The sequence below is a fragment of the Streptomyces sp. RKAG293 genome (assembly GCF_023701745.1).
GTDB lineage: Bacteria > Actinomycetota > Actinomycetes > Streptomycetales > Streptomycetaceae > Actinacidiphila.
The window spans coordinates 2,322,465-2,336,547 of the sequence record NZ_JAJOZB010000001.1 but is presented as its reverse complement, the minus strand read 5'-3'; the positions used below and the strand labels follow the sequence as shown (position 1 = coordinate 2,336,547).

Sequence of the window (14,083 nt, the reverse complement as noted above, 5' to 3'; positions counted from 1 at the left end):
TACGTGAGTCCGACCATTACCGAGGTCGACGTCTACGACATACGCTTCCCGACCTCGGAGCAGCTCGACGGCTCGGACGCCATGAACCCCGACCCCGACTACTCCGCCGCCTACGTAGTTCTGCGCACCGATGACCCCGACGGCCTGGAGGGTCACGGCTTCTGCTTCACGATCGGCCGCGGTAACGATGTCACCGCCGCCGCGATCCGCTCCCTGCGACCCTACGTATTGGGGCGCGGCGTGGACAGTGTTACCGGTGATCTTGGCGGGCTCCACCGGGAACTGACCCATGACTCGCAGCTGCGCTGGCTGGGCCCGGAGAAGGGCGTCATGCACATGGCGGCCGGCGCCGTCATCAACGCGGCCTGGGACCTGGCGGCCAAGCGGGCCGGACAGCCGGTCTGGGAGTTCCTCGCCTCGATGAGCCCGGAACAGATCGTGGACATGGTCGACTTCCGCTATCTGACCGACGCGCTCACCCGCGAGGAGGCGCTGGACATCCTGCGCGCCGCGGAACCCGGCCGGGCCGCGCGGGCCGCGCTGCTGCGCGACCGCGGCTACCCCGCCTACACCACCTCGCCGGGGTGGCTCGGTTACTCCGACGAGAAGCTCGCCCGGCTGTCCAAGGAAGCGGTCGCCGACGGCTTCCACCAGATCAAGCTCAAGGTCGGCGCCGATCTCGGCGACGACCTGCGCCGGATGCGCATCGCCCGCGAGGCCGTCGGCCCGGACATCCGGATCGCCGTCGACGCCAACCAGCGCTGGGACGTCTCCGCCGCGCTGGAGTGGATGAAGGCCCTGGCCGTCTACGACCCGTACTGGATCGAGGAGCCCACCAGCCCGGACGACATCCTCGCGCACGCCGCGGTGCGGGCCGGGCAGCCCGTCAAGGTCGCCACCGGTGAACACGCCGCCAACCGCGTCATGTTCAAGCAACTGCTGCAGGCCGGCGCCGTGGACTTCGTCCAGATCGACGCGGCCCGCGTCGCCGGGGTCAACGAGAACATCGCGATCCTGCTGCTCGCCGCCAAGTTCGGGGTGCCGGTCTGCCCGCACGCCGGCGGTGTCGGCCTGTGCGAACTGGTCCAGCACCTGGCGATGTTCGACTACGTCGCCGTCTCCGGGAGCTGGGACGACCGGGTCATCGAATACGTGGACCACCTCCACGAGCACTTCGAGGACCCCGTCGTCATCGACCACGGCCGCTACCGCGCCCCCGCCCGTCCCGGCTTCTCCGCCCGGATGAAACCCCGTTCCATCGCCGACCACCGCTACCCGGAAGGCCCGGTCTGGCAGATCCGGCAGGAGGGCTGCCCGGTCCCGCAGACCCGGGAGGAAGGATCCGCATGAACAGCAGCCAAGACCGTGACCTCCAGGGGCTCACCGCCCTCGTGACCGGCGGCGCCTCCGGCATCGGCGCCGCCACCGCCGCCCTGCTCACCGCGCGCGGCGCGCGCGTCGCCGTCCTGGACCGCGACCCCGCGGGAGCGCCGCCCGGCACCCTGGCCGTCACCGCGGACGTCGCCGACGGCCCCGCGGTACGCGCCGCGGTCGCCGAGGCCGTCGGACTCCTCGGCGGCCTGCACATCCTCGTCAACAACGCGGGGATCGGCGCGATCGGCACCGTCGAGGAGAACGACGACGACGAATGGCTCCGCGTCCTGGACATCAACGTCCTCGGCATGGTGCGCACCGCGCGGGCCGCACTGCCGCACCTGCGGGCCGCCGCTGCGGACCGCCCCGGCTGTGTGTCCATCACCAACACCTGCTCCATCGCGGCCACCGCGGGACTCCCGCAGCGCGCCCTGTACAGCGCCAGCAAGGGCGCGGTGCTCTCGCTGACGCTCGCGATGGCCGCCGACCACGTCCGCGAGGGCGTACGCGTCAACTGCGTGAATCCCGGTACCGCCGACACCCCCTGGATCGGCAGACTGCTCGACCATGCCGACGATCCGGCCGCCGAGCGCGCCGCACTGAACGCCCGGCAACCGCTGGGCCGCCTCGTCGCCGCCGACGAGGTCGCCGCGGCCATCGCCTACCTGGCGAGCCCCGCCGCCGCGAGCGTCACCGGGACGGCACTCGCCGTCGACGGTGGCATGCAAGGCCTGAGACTCCGCCCCACCTCCTGAGCATTTCCGAGCCGCTACACACCAAGAAGGGCAGGACTCGACGATGAGACTGCGGCAGCGTTCCCTCACGAGCACCATGGTCACGGCGTGCGCGGCACTCCTCGCGGTCACCGCCGTCGCCGGCTGCAATCGCGGCAGCGACGACAAGGCGGGTACCTCGGGCAAGGTCGGCATCGACCTGCCGCGCGCCGACAGCGATTTCTGGAACTCGTACCAGCAGTACATCGAGAAGGGCGTCAAGGACGGAGTCGTCTCCGCACTGCCGCGCAGCAACTCGCAGAACGACATCACCAAGCTCGTCGCGAACACCCAGACCTTCACCGACCAGGGCGCCAAGGCGGTGGTGATGGCCCCGCAGGACACCGGCGCCATCGCCTCCACCCTGGAACGCCTGGCGGACAAGAAGATCCCCGTCATCAGCGTCGACACCCGCCCCGACAAGGGCGACGTCTACATGGTGGTGCGCGCCGACAACAAGGCGTACGGGCAGAAGGCGTGCGAATACCTCGGCCAGCAGCTCGCCGGCAAGGGCAAGGCCGTCGAGTTCCAGGGCGCGCTCGACTCCATCAACGGGCGGGACCGCTCCGAGGCGTTCGCGTCCTGCATGAAGGAGAAGTTCCCGAACATCAAGGTCATCGAGCTGGCCACCGACTGGAAGGGCGACGTCGCCTCCTCCAAGCTGCAGGCCACCCTCGCCTCCGACCCGGACATCAACGGCATCTACATGCAGGCCGGCGGCGTCTTCCTGCAGCCCACCCTCGCGCTGCTGGAGCAGAAGCACCTGCTCAAGCCGCCGGGCACGGCAGGCCACATCACCATCATCTCCAACGACGGGATCCCCGAGGAGCTGAAGGCGATCCGCGAGGGCAAGATCGACGCGACGGTCTCGCAGCCCGCCGACCTCTACGCCAAGTACGCGCTGTTCTACGCGAAGGCCGCGCTGGACGGCAAGACGTTCCAGCCCGGTCCGACCGACCACGGCTCCAACATCATCAAGATCCCGAACGGTCTGGAGGACCAGCTGCCCGCCCCGCTCGTCACCAAGAGCAACGTGGACGACGCGGCGCTGTGGGCCAACCAGCTCGGAAAGAGCTGACCATGTCCCAGGCACCAGCCAAGGAACTCCCCGGCCAGGAGCCGGCGGCCGGGGCACCGCCGCCGGCCGTGCACGCCGAGGGTGTCGTCAAGCGCTTCGGCCCGACCGTCGCGCTCGACCGGGTGCGGCTGACCGTGCAGGCCGGCGAGTCCCACGCGCTCGTCGGCCGCAACGGCGCGGGCAAGTCCACCCTCGTCTCCGTACTGACCGGGCTGCACGCCCCGGACGCGGGCTCCGTCGCCTTCCAGGGCGAGGCGGCGCCCGCGTTCGGGGACACCACCGCCTGGCAGTCGAAGGTCGCCTGCGTCTACCAGAAGTCCATGGTCGTCCCGGATCTGACCGTCGCGGAGAACCTCTTCCTGAACCGGTACGGCCTCGCGGCCGGCCGGTTCGGGGAGGGCCGGATCCGCTGGCCGAAGTTGCGCGAGCGGGCCCGCGAACTGCTCGCCGAGTACGGCGTCGAGGTCGATCCGGCGGCGCGCGCCAAGGATCTGACCGTCGAGCAGCGGCAGTTCGTAGAAATCGCGAGAGCGCTGTCTTTCGGCGCCCGCTTCATCATCCTCGACGAACCGACCGCCCAGCTCGACGCGGCCGGTATCGAGCGGCTCTTCGCCCGGCTGCGCGAACTGCAGCGGCAGGGCGTCGCCTTCCTGTTCATCTCCCACCACCTCCAGGAGGTGTACGACCTGTGCACCACCGTCACCGTCTACCGTGACGCCCGGCATGTGCTCACCGCGCCCGTCGCGGAGCTGGGCAAGGCCGACCTGGTGCAGGCGATGACCGGGGACGCGGCGCAGTCCGCCACCGCCTGGCAGGCGGGCGCCGCGCTGCGGCGGGAGGACGAACCCGTGCTCCGCGCCGAGGGGCTGGCGCTCGACGGCGCCTACCAGGCCATCGACTTCACCGTGCGCCCAGGCGAGGTGCTCGGCCTGGCCGGGGCGACCGCCAGCGGCAACACCGCGCTGGGGGAGACCCTGGTGGGGCTGCGCAAGCCCACCGCGGGTCGGACCGTCGTCGGGGGCCGGACCGTACGGCCGGGGAGCGTGCCGCACGCGCTCGGCGCCGGCATCGGCTACGTACCGGAGGACCGGCACCGGCAGGGCCTGGTGCTGGGCCGCAGCGTCGCGGAGAACGCGACGCTCACCGTCACCGACCAGCTCGGCCCGTACGGCACTGTGCTGCCCTCCCGCACCCGGGAGTTCGCACAGTCGATGATCGACTCGCTGGACATCAAGACCTCAGGACCCGGCCAGTCGGTCTCCGACCTGTCCGGCGGCAACCAGCAGAAGGTCGTCATCGCGCGGGCCCTGGCCCGCAAACCGCGGGTGCTGGTGGCGATCAGGCCGACCGCGGGCGTCGACGTCAAGTCCAAGGACTCGCTGCTCGGTGTGGTGCGGGAGGTGGCGGACAGCGGGAACGCCGCGGTCATCGTCTCGGACGAGCTGGACGACCTGCGGGTCTGCGACCGCGTCCTGGCCCTGTTCCACGGGCAGGTGATCGCCGAGTTCGACAGCGGATGGACCGACAGGGACGTGGTCTCCGCGATGGAAGGACTGCCCGTGACCCCGGGCGGCCGTAAGGGAGACGACGAAGATGAGTGACACCACCCAGCTGACCGTGGAGCCGGTCGGCACCGCCAGGACGCGCCGGCCGGGAGGTCTGAGCTTCCAGCTGGCCCGCTACCGGGACCTGTCGCTGATCCCGGTGCTGCTCGTGCTGTGCGTGATCGGCTTCATCGTCTCGCCGGCGTTCCTGACCTCCGACAACCTGATCGGCGTCGCCCAGCAGTCCACCGAACTGAGCCTGCTGGTGCTGGCCGAGGCGCTCATCCTCATCAGCGGCCGGATGGACCTGTCGCTGGAATCCACCATCGGCGTGGCCCCGGTCATCGCCATGTGGCTGGTGCTGCCCTCGTCGGGCCCCGCGACCTTCCACGGTCTGGGCGTACTGCCGTCCTGGACCGCGATCCCGGTCTGCCTGGCGGTCGGCGTGGTGATCGGCGGCATCAACGGCTTCCTCATCCTCAAGCTGCGCGTCAACGGCTTCATCGCGACGCTCGGGATGCTCACCATGCTGCGCGGTCTGCAGATCGGGGTGGCCGAGGGCAAGTCGATCGTCAACGTGCCCGAGTCCTTCGCCTACCTCGGCAAGGCCTCCTGGTTCGGCGCGCCCGCCGCCATCTGGATCTGCCTGGTGCTCTTCGCGACCGGCGGCCTGGCCCTCGGCTATCTGCGGCACGGCCGGGCGCTCTACGCGATCGGCGGGAACACCGAGGCGGCGCGCGCCGCCGGCATCCGCGTGGACCGCATCACCTGGATCGTGCTCGGGCTCGGCGGGCTGCTCGCCGCGTTCGCCGGAATCCTGTACACCGGCCACTACGGCTCGGTCTCGGCCAGCCAGGGCAACGGCTGGATCTTCCAGGTGTTCGCCGCCACCGTCATCGGGGGCGTCAGCCTCAACGGCGGGCGGGGCACGCTCTTCGGGGCGCTGACCGGGGTGCTCACCCTGCAGCTGGTCGTCAACGTGATGACGCTGGGCGGTGTGCCGCCGCTGTGGAACCAGTTCCTCAACGGCGCGATCATCATCGTGGCCCTGATCATCTCCCGGTTCGCGAGCGGCGAGAAGCAGGACTGACCCCCGGACCCACCGACCGGACCGGCCGACGCGAGGACAAGGACCGACACATGCCCGTACCGCCACTGCCCCGCCTGGGCCTGGGCTGCGCGCCGCTGGGCAATCTGTACCGGGCCATGCCGGACGGGACCGCGGCCGCCGTCACGGCGGCCGCCCTCGACCTCGGCTGCGGCTACCTCGACACCGCCCCGCACTACGGCCTCGGCCTGTCGGAGGAGCGCCTCGGCCGGGCGCTCGCCGGCCGGCCGCGCTCCTCGTACGTGCTGTCCACCAAGGTCGGCCGCCGGCTGCGGCCGCTGGCCCCGGGGGAGCGGACCGACGGGCAGGGCTTCGTCGACACCCCCGCCCGCGCCCGTGAGTGGGACTTCACCGCCGACGGGATCCGGGCCACGCTGGAGGGCTCCCTGGAGCGGCTCGGCACCGACCGGGCCGACATCGTCTACCTGCACGATGTCGAGGACCACCTGGCGGAGGTCTACGCGACCGGCTTCCCCGCCCTCGCCGCACTGCGCGACGAGGGCCTGGTGGGAGCCATCGGCTTCGGCATGAACGACAGCGGGGTCCTCGCGCGGCTCGTCGCCGACCTCGACGTCGACGTGGTGCTGTGCGCCGGCCGCTGGACGCTGCTGGAGCGCACCGCCTACGACGACCTGCTGCCGGTGTGCGCCGAGCGCTCCACCGCCGTGGTCGTCGGCGGCGTCTACAACTCCGGGCTGCTCGCCGACCCCCGGCCCGGCGCCCCGTACAACTACGCGGCGGCGCCGCCCGAACTGGTGCGCCGGGCCCTGGACATCGCGGCCGTCTGCGCGGAGTTCGGCGTCCCGCTGCGGGCGGCCGCGCTCCGCTTCCCGTTCGGGCACCCGTCGGTGGTCTCCGCGGTCGTCGGCGCGGCGAGCCCGGAGGAGGTCCGGGACAACGCCGCGCTCTTCACGTACGAGATTCCCGGCGGGCTGTGGAGCGCCCTCGTCGAGCGGGGACTGCTCGACGAGGACATCCCGCTGCCCGCGCCCGTCTGACGAGTCCTACAGCGTGGAGCGCAGCCACTGCTCGACGCTGGCGATGTGCACGGTCGCCCAGGAGCGGGCGGCCTCCGCGTCACGGTCGCGCAGTGCGGACAGGATCGCCTGGTGCTCGTGCAGGGTGCGGCTCACCGCGTCCTGCTGGGTGAGCCCGCGCCAGACGCGGGCCCGGGTGGTGGGCCCGGACAGCCCGTCGAGCAGTGAGCAGAGCACCGAGTTCCCCGACGCCTGCACGATGCCGCGGTGGAACTCCAGGTCGGAGGCGACCAGTTCCTCGACGGAGGGCTCGGGGCCGAGCGCGTCCAGCTTGCCCTGGAGCACGTCGAGTTCCGGCCCGGGGATGCGCAGCGCCGCCATCGCGGTCGCGGCCGGCTCCAGGATCCGCCGGACGGCCAGGAACTCCAGCACGGTGTCGTCGCGGTGGAAGTCCACCACGAAGCTCATCGCCTCCAGCAGCAGCTGCGGATCCAGGCTCGTCACGTAGGTGCCGTCGCCCTGCCGCACATCCAGGATCCGTATCAGCGACAGCGCCCGCACCGCCTCGCGCAGCGAATTGCGCGACAGCCCCAGCTCGGCCGCGAGCTCGCTCTCCTTCGGCAGCCGGTCGCCGGGCCGCAGCGCCCCTGAGACGATCATTTCCTTGATCTTCTCGATCGCCTCGTCGGTGACCGCCATCGCGACCTCCCCCTGTCCTGGTCCCGCTACCCGCCGCCAGACCTCCGATGTATCCGGCCATTATGCCCCCGGACGGGCCGCTGCGCGGACTCCCTGCGCAGACGGTCTCCGGCTCCGGACTACTCGCCCGCGTAGCGGGCCGGGGAGGCGCCCACCGTGGCGGTGAAGTCCCGGGTGAGATGGGACTGGTCGCTGTAGCCGAGGTCGGCGGCGAGGGCCGACCAGTCGATGCCCACGCCCTGGTCGGCTCGGGCGGCGGCCTCGTGCAGCCGGGCCCGGCGCAGCACCCACTTGGGGCTGGCGCCGACGTGTTCGGCGAAGAGCCGCTGGAGCCTGCGGACGGAGACCCCGAGGTCGTCCGCGACCTCGTCGACGCGGAACAGGGAGGGGGAGGCGGTGATCCGCTCCACCATGGCGGCGACCTCCGCCGTGACCGGGTCGGGGGCCGTCTCCGGGCCGGGCAGCAGGCTCAGGAGGAGCGATTCGGCGGTGGCGGTCATGGTGGATACGTCGGACGCCCCGAGGATCGTCCGCTCCGCGGTGGTGACGGCCGGCCCGAACAGCTCCGCGGCGGGCACCGACCGGTCGGTGAGGTCCGCGACCGGTGAGCCCAGCAGCGGGCGGAAACCGCCGGGCCGGAACTTGATGCCCAGCACCTGGCCGCGGTCGCGCAGCACCCGGGTGAACACCCCGCGCTGCACCCCGTAGACCGCGGTCTCGGGCTCCTCGAAGACCAGATGCACATTGGGGTGCGAGAGGACCTTCTGCTCGTGCGGCGGCCGGCCGCGCAGATCCCAGCGCACGATCCAGTAGAACTCCACGTACGGAGCGACGGCCTCGGCCGGCTCCTCCCGCAGCAGTTCGAACCGGGTCGCCGCCACGGCGGGACGCAGCACTCCCCGCCCCATCTCCGGGGTCGTCATCCGGCCAGCCTAGGACCTCTGAGCTGTCGCGTTTGTTCAATACGGGCCCCGGCCGCGGATCTACCGTGGGATTCATGAACATTCATCCGCAGCTGGTCCGCGGTGCCGCAGAAGCCGCCCGTATCGCCCGCACCATCACCCCGGAACACCTCAGCGCGCCGACCCCGTGTCCGGAGTTCGACGCCCGCACGCTGATCAACCACTGGGTGCTCTACACCTCCCACGGCCTGGAGCACCGCGCCCTGCGCACCACCCTCCCCGAGGAGCTCACCGAGCACGACTTCACCGCGGACCCGGAGTGGGCCGAGGCGTACGCGGCGCAGCTCGACCGCGCGCTCGCCGCCTGGGCCCGGCCCGAGGCGTGGGAGGGCGGTATGGACATGGGCGGGGCCGAGATGCCCGCCGCCGACATCGCCGCGATGCTCCTGCTGGAACTGGTCCTGCACGGCTGGGACGTCGCGAAGACCGTCGGCCAGGAGTTCCGCGCCGACGACGAGACCGGCGCGGTGGTGCTCGCCGCCGTGGAGCAGCAGGCCGAGATGTTCCGTCAGTACAAGGGCTTCGCCGAACCCGTCGTGCTCACCGGCCCGGCCACCGATCTCGAACGCGCCCTCGCGCTCTCCGGCCGCGACCCGCAGTGGAGCGCATGATCCGCGGACCGGGCGGCGCGACGCGCGAACGGCCGGGCGAACGGGGGATCCCCGCTCGTCCGGCCGTTCCGTTGCCGCTTGCCGTGTACCGCCGGACGGCTCAGGCCCTGCGGGCCAGCATGTCCTCGACCCGGGTCCTGACGGCCTCGGTGTCCAGACCGCGCACCGTCAGCGTGGTGCGGCGGCGCAGCACGTCGTCCGCCGTCTGGGCCCACTCGTGGTCGCGGGCGTACACGACCTGCGCCCAGATCTCCGGGCCGTCCTCGTGGATCCGCTCACCGAGCGTCGGGTCCTCGTTGACGAGCCGGGCGATGTCGAACGACAGCGACCCGTAGTGGCTCGCGAGGTGACGCGCCGTCAGCGGGTCCATCCGCATGCCCGGGTCACGGTCCACCAGCAGCCGGTGGGCGACCGCGTTCGGGTTGGCGAGACCCGGCAGCGGCATCCGCCGGGGCAGCAGCTTCTGCGGCTCCATGTCCTCGCCGAGCGGCCCGCCGGGCAGCTTCGCGAGCTTGTTCATCACCGTGCGGCCGATGTGCCGGTACGTGGTCCACTTGCCGCCCGCCACCGACAGCATCCCGCCGCGGCCCTCGGAGACGACCGTCTCCCGCTTGGCGGACTCGACGCCGCCGGGCCCGCCCGGCAGCACCCGCAGCCCGGCGAAGGCGTACGTGATGAGGTCCCGGTCCAGGTGCTCGTCCTTCACGGAGAACGCGGCCTCGTCCAGGATCTGCTGGATGTCGGCCTCGGTCGCCCGGACGGCCGCCGGGTCGCCGGTGTACTCCTCGTCCGTGGTGCCCAGCAGCAGCTGGTCCTCCCACGGCAGGGCGAAGGTGATGCGGTACTTGTCGATCGGGGTGGCCATGGCGGCCTTCCACGGCACCTTCCGCTTCATCACCACGTGCGCGCCCTTGGACAGCCGGATGCTGGGCGACGAGCCCTTGTCCTCCATCGTCCGCAGGTGGTCCACCCACGGCCCGGTGGCGTTGAGCACCAGCCGGGCGCTGACCCCGAACTCGGTCCCGTCCAGCTTGTCGCGCAGCTCCGCGCCGGTGACCTTGCCGTGCGTGAAGCGCAGCCCCGTCACCTCGGCGTGGTTCAGCACCACGGCACCGGACTCCACGGCCGCGCGGACCGTCATGACGGCCATCCGCGAGTCGTTCATCTGGTGGTCGTGGTAGACCGCGACGGCCTTGAGGTTCTCCGTGCGCAGGCCCGGGTTGTCGGCCACGGCCTTCGCCGGGGAGATGACCCGGCCGACGCCGTCACCGAAGGCGGACAGCGCCGAGTACGCGAAGACACCCGCACCGAGCTTGGCGGCGCCGTGCGGGCCGCCCTTGTACACCGGCAGGTAGAACGTGAGCGGGTTGACCAGGTGCGGAGCCACGTCCTTGGCGAGCACCCGCCGCTCGTGGTGGTTCTCGGCGACCAGCTTGACCGAGCCGGTCTGCAGGTAGCGCAGCCCGCCGTGGACGAGCTTGGAGGATGCCGACGAGGTGGCGCCGGCGAAGTCGCCGGCGTCCACCATCGCGACCCGCAGCCCGGACTGCGCGGCGTGCCAGGCGACCGAGGTGCCGAGGATGCCGCCGCCGATCACCAGTAGGTCGTACGTGGCGTGGCTGAGCAGCTCCCTGGTCTCGGATCGGCTGGGGTCGGTGCCGGCGGTCGGGTGCGTCCCGAGGGTGGGGACGCTCTGCAGGGTGGAAGACATTCTGATCAGTTCTCCTCTTCGATCCAGCCCATGGTCCGCTCGACGGCCTTGAGCCAGTTCTTGTACTCGCGGTCGCGCTTGTCCGCGTCCATTCGGGGGGTCCATTCGGCGGCCCGGCGCCAGTTGGCGCGCAGTGCGTCGGTGTCGGGCCAGAAGCCGACGGCGAGACCGGCCGCGTAGGCGGCGCCCAGGCAGGTGGTCTCGGCGACCATCGGACGGACGACGGGGGCGTCCACGAAGTCCGCGATGGTCTGCATCAGCAGGTTGTTGGAGGTCATACCGCCGTCGACCTTGACCGCGGCCAGTTCGACGCCGGAGTCCTTGCTCATCGCGTCGACGATCTCGCGGGTCTGCCAGGCGGTGGCCTCGAGCACCGCGCGGGCCAGGTGCGCCTTGGTGACGTAACGGGTGAGGCCGGCGATCACACCGCGGGCGTCGTCGCGCCAGTACGGGGCGAACAGGCCGGAGAAGGCGGGCACGAAGTACGCGCCGCCGTTGTCCTCGACGGAGCTCGCCAGGGTCTCGATCTCGGCGGCGCTCTTGATGATGCCCATCTGGTCGCGCATCCACTGCACCAGCGAGCCGGTGACGGCGATGGAGCCCTCGAGGGCGTAGACGGCCTTCTGGTCGCCGATGCGGTAACCGACGGTGGTGAGCAGGCCGTTGTAGGAGTTGACGGCCTTCTCGCCGGTGTTCATCAGCAGGAAGGTGCCGGTGCCGTACGTCGACTTGGCCTCGCCCTCGGCGAAACAGGTCTGGCCGAACAGCGCGGCCTGCTGGTCACCGAGCGCGGAGGCGACCGGCACACCGGCCAGCACGCCGACGGCGGCGGTGCCGTAGACCTCGGAGGAGGAGCGGATCTCCGGGAGCATGTTCATCGGGACGCCGATGGACTCGCAGATCTTCTCGTCCCACTCCAGGGTGTGCAGGTTCATCAGCATGGTGCGGGAGGCGTTGGTGACGTCCGTGACGTGCACACCGCCGTCCGGGCCACCGGTCAGGTTCCAGATGACCCAGCTGTCCATGGTGCCGAAGAGGATCTCGCCGCGGTCGGCGCGCTCGCGCAGGCCCTCGACGTTGTCCAGCAGCCAGCGGGCCTTCGGGCCGGCGAAGTAGCTCGCCAGCGGCAGGCCGGTCTCGCGGCGGAAGCGGTCCTGGCCGACGTTGCGGCCCAGCTCGCGGCAGAGCGCGTCGGTGCGGGTGTCCTGCCAGACCAGCGCGTTGTGGACCGGCTCGCCGGTGTTCCTGTCCCACAGCAGCGTGGTCTCGCGCTGGTTGGTGATGCCGATGGCCTTGACGTCCTCGGCGGTGATCCCGGCCTTCTCGACGGCACTGGCGACGACTTCCTGGACGTTGGTCCAGATCTCCGCGGCGTCGTGCTCGACCCAGCTGGGCTTCGGGAAGATCTGCTCGTGCTCCTTCTGGTCGACGGAGACGATGCGGCCGTCCCGGTCGAAGACGATGCAGCGGCTGGACGTGGTGCCCTGGTCGATCGCGGCGATGAACGGCCCTGCGGTGTGTGCGTCGGTCACGGTGTGCTCCTCAAGGGGTCTGCGTCGGTCGGACAGGAGGGGTTAGAAGGCCAGCCGGTAGAGGCCGCCCGCCAGGACGGCGCCGATGAGCGGGCCGACGACGGGGATCCAGGCGTAGCCCCAGTCGGAGCCGCCCTTGTTGCGCAGCGGCAGAAGGCTGTGCACGATACGCGGGCCGAGGTCGCGGGCCGGGTTGATCGCGTAGCCGGTGGGCCCTCCGAGTGACAGACCGATGCTGACGACCACCAGGGCGGTGATCAGGGCGCCGGTTCCTGACAGTGCGAGGCCCGGCGTCAGGCCCTGGGTGAGAACGGCCAGGACGAGAACGGCGGTGCCGATGATCTCGGTGGCGAGGTTCTGCACGGTGTTACGGATCTCGGGCCCGGTGGAGAAGATGCCGAGGACCGGTCCGGCCGGACCGCTGTCAGGTCCGAGCGGCGGTGCCAGCTCCGGGTCGTCCATGTGCGCCTGGAACTGTCCGTAGTAGGCCACCCAGACCAACGCCGCGCCGATGATCGCGCCGAGCATCTGCCCGGCTATGTAGAGCGGCACGTCGTTCCAGTCGCCCGTCTTGACGGCGATGCCGACGGTGACGGCGGGGTTGAGGTGCGCCCCCGAGAGGCTCGACGAGATGTACACCGCGGTGAGCACCGCGAAGCCCCACCCGAAGGTGATGGCGAGCCATCCCGCGTTGCGGGCCTTGGAGCTCTTGAGCGTGACGGCGGCGCAGACACCACCACCCAGCAGGATGAGGATGGCGGTACCGATGGTCTCGCCGAAGAAGATATGGCTGTTGGACACCGCGACTCCCTTGTCTTACGTCCATTCAGGCGGACCGGGTCCCGTCCGGTGTTCGACAATGTCGACCGCCGAACGGCAGTTTTCTCTTCAATATCTTCCTCGTCAAGAGCTTGGGGCTGAGGACTCCGGATCGTGACCCGAGTCCCTAGAACCGTCCGGCGCCGAGGTCGCGCGACACGGCGCGGGCGCAGTCGCGCACCGCGGCCACCAGCCGCGCCTGGATGTCGCCGTCCTCCTGGCAGACCCGTTCCACGGCTCCGGTGATCCCCACCGCGCCGACCGGCATCCGCCGCCGGTCCAGGATCGGCGCGGCGACCGAGGCCACGCCCTCCCACGTCTCCTCCAGGTCGGACGCCCAGCCCCGGGTCCTGGCGAGCTCCAGCACGTCCTCGAAGCCGGCCGTGTCGGTGATGGTGCGCGGGGTGAGGGCGAGCCGCTCGTTCTCGGCCGCCTCGCTGTGCGCGACCGGGTCGTACGCGGCCAGCACCTTGCCCAGTGCCGAGCTGTGCAGCGGCTGCATGGCACCCACCTCCAGCACCTGCCGGCTGTCGTCCGGACGGAAGACGTGGTGCACGATCAGCACCCCCGACTGGTGCAGTACCCCCAGGTAGACGGCCTCGCCGCTGGACCTGGCCAGATCGTCGGTCCACACCAGGGCGCGGGCCCGCAGCTCGTGCACGTCCAGATAGCTGTTCCCCAGCCGCAGCAGTTCCGCGCCCAGCTGGTACTTGCCCGACGCGGCGTCCTGCTCGACGAAGCCCTCCTGCTGGAGGGTGCGCAGGATGCCGTGCGCGGTCCCCTTGGCGAGGCCCAGGGAGGAGGAGATGTCGGAGAGGCCCAGCCGGCGCTCACCACCGGCCAGCAACCGTAGGATCGCGGCTGCCCTCGCCAGCGACTGAATCGGTCCGGGCAT

The 14,083-nt window shown here is 71.1% G+C and carries 13 protein-coding genes; 7 read left to right on the top strand and 6 right to left on the bottom strand.

Annotated elements, in window-relative coordinates; genetic code table 11:
• Positions 1-3: 3 nt before the first annotated feature.
• The 6 genes from LNW72_RS10285 to LNW72_RS10260 are packed head-to-tail and all read left to right on the top strand — an operon-like array spanning position 4 to position 6,875.
• Positions 4-1,350 (top strand): L-fuconate dehydratase, encoded by a 1,347-nt coding sequence (locus tag LNW72_RS10285; RefSeq protein WP_250975124.1) that lies wholly within the window; start codon positions 4-6, stop codon positions 1,348-1,350.
• On the top strand, positions 1,347-2,129 hold the full coding sequence (locus tag LNW72_RS10280) for an SDR family oxidoreductase (RefSeq protein ID WP_250975123.1): 783 nt from the start codon (positions 1,347-1,349) through the stop codon (positions 2,127-2,129). Before LNW72_RS10285 ends, LNW72_RS10280 begins: the two co-directional genes overlap by 4 nt.
• 43 nt (positions 2,130-2,172) lie before the next feature.
• Positions 2,173-3,225, top strand: coding sequence for a sugar ABC transporter substrate-binding protein (locus LNW72_RS10275; RefSeq protein ID WP_250975122.1), 1,053 nt, complete (start codon positions 2,173-2,175; stop codon positions 3,223-3,225).
• Positions 3,226-3,227: 2 nt separating this feature from the next.
• Positions 3,228-4,826 (top strand): sugar ABC transporter ATP-binding protein, encoded by a 1,599-nt coding sequence (locus tag LNW72_RS10270; RefSeq protein ID WP_250975121.1) that lies wholly within the window; start codon positions 3,228-3,230, stop codon positions 4,824-4,826.
• Entirely contained in the window at positions 4,819-5,859 is a 1,041-nt protein-coding gene (locus LNW72_RS10265) for an ABC transporter permease (RefSeq protein WP_250975120.1), read from the top strand. The genes LNW72_RS10270 and LNW72_RS10265 overlap by 8 nt, the downstream gene beginning before the upstream one ends.
• A gap of 50 nt (positions 5,860-5,909) precedes the next feature.
• Positions 5,910-6,875 (top strand): aldo/keto reductase, encoded by a 966-nt coding sequence (locus tag LNW72_RS10260; RefSeq protein ID WP_250975119.1) that lies wholly within the window; start codon positions 5,910-5,912, stop codon positions 6,873-6,875.
• Between the two features lie 6 nt (positions 6,876-6,881).
• Here LNW72_RS10260 and LNW72_RS10255 read toward each other — a convergent pair whose 3' ends face one another.
• Complete coding sequence (locus tag LNW72_RS10255) at positions 6,882-7,553, bottom strand: FadR/GntR family transcriptional regulator (RefSeq protein WP_138354790.1); 672 nt, start codon at positions 7,551-7,553, stop codon at positions 6,882-6,884.
• A gap of 119 nt (positions 7,554-7,672) precedes the next feature.
• Positions 7,673-8,476 (bottom strand): helix-turn-helix domain-containing protein, encoded by an 804-nt coding sequence (locus LNW72_RS10250; protein ID WP_250975118.1) that lies wholly within the window; start codon positions 8,474-8,476, stop codon positions 7,673-7,675.
• A 74-nt stretch (positions 8,477-8,550) separates the two neighbouring features.
• Between LNW72_RS10250 and LNW72_RS10245 the strand changes: the two genes are divergently transcribed.
• Positions 8,551-9,126, top strand: coding sequence for a TIGR03086 family metal-binding protein (locus LNW72_RS10245; protein ID WP_250975117.1), 576 nt, complete (start codon positions 8,551-8,553; stop codon positions 9,124-9,126).
• A 100-nt stretch (positions 9,127-9,226) separates the two neighbouring features.
• Here the strand turns inward: LNW72_RS10245 and LNW72_RS10240 are convergent, their stop codons facing one another.
• The 4 genes from LNW72_RS10240 to LNW72_RS10225 all read right to left on the bottom strand — a co-directional run bounded on the left by LNW72_RS10240 (position 9,227) and on the right by LNW72_RS10225 (position 14,083).
• Entirely contained in the window at positions 9,227-10,837 is a 1,611-nt protein-coding gene (locus tag LNW72_RS10240) for a glycerol-3-phosphate dehydrogenase/oxidase (protein WP_250975116.1), read from the bottom strand.
• Positions 10,838-10,842: 5 nt separating this feature from the next.
• On the bottom strand, positions 10,843-12,369 hold the full coding sequence (gene glpK, locus LNW72_RS10235; RefSeq protein ID WP_250975115.1) for a glycerol kinase GlpK: 1,527 nt from the start codon (positions 12,367-12,369) through the stop codon (positions 10,843-10,845).
• 42 nt (positions 12,370-12,411) lie between these two features.
• Entirely contained in the window at positions 12,412-13,170 is a 759-nt protein-coding gene (locus tag LNW72_RS10230) for an MIP/aquaporin family protein (RefSeq protein ID WP_250975114.1), read from the bottom strand.
• A gap of 145 nt (positions 13,171-13,315) precedes the next feature.
• Positions 13,316-14,083, bottom strand: a complete 768-nt coding sequence (locus LNW72_RS10225) for an IclR family transcriptional regulator (RefSeq protein WP_138354795.1) — start codon at positions 14,081-14,083, stop codon at positions 13,316-13,318.

Coding starts and splice junctions, on each gene's coding strand:
- LNW72_RS10280 (WP_250975123.1), top strand. CDS start 1,347: ATGAACAGCAGCCAAGACCGTGACCTCCAGGGGCTCACCGCCCTCGTG.
- LNW72_RS10275 (WP_250975122.1), top strand. CDS start 2,173: ATGAGACTGCGGCAGCGTTCCCTCACGAGCACCATGGTCACGGCGTGC.
- LNW72_RS10270 (WP_250975121.1), top strand. CDS start 3,228: ATGTCCCAGGCACCAGCCAAGGAACTCCCCGGCCAGGAGCCGGCGGCC.
- LNW72_RS10265 (WP_250975120.1), top strand. CDS start 4,819: ATGAGTGACACCACCCAGCTGACCGTGGAGCCGGTCGGCACCGCCAGG.
- LNW72_RS10260 (WP_250975119.1), top strand. CDS start 5,910: ATGCCCGTACCGCCACTGCCCCGCCTGGGCCTGGGCTGCGCGCCGCTG.
- LNW72_RS10255 (WP_138354790.1), bottom strand. CDS start 7,553: ATGGCGGTCACCGACGAGGCGATCGAGAAGATCAAGGAAATGATCGTC.
- LNW72_RS10250 (WP_250975118.1), bottom strand. CDS start 8,476: ATGACGACCCCGGAGATGGGGCGGGGAGTGCTGCGTCCCGCCGTGGCG.
- LNW72_RS10245 (WP_250975117.1), top strand. CDS start 8,551: ATGAACATTCATCCGCAGCTGGTCCGCGGTGCCGCAGAAGCCGCCCGT.
- LNW72_RS10240 (WP_250975116.1), bottom strand. CDS start 10,837: ATGTCTTCCACCCTGCAGAGCGTCCCCACCCTCGGGACGCACCCGACC.
- LNW72_RS10225 (WP_138354795.1), bottom strand. CDS start 14,083: ATGCCCGGACCGATTCAGTCGCTGGCGAGGGCAGCCGCGATCCTACGG.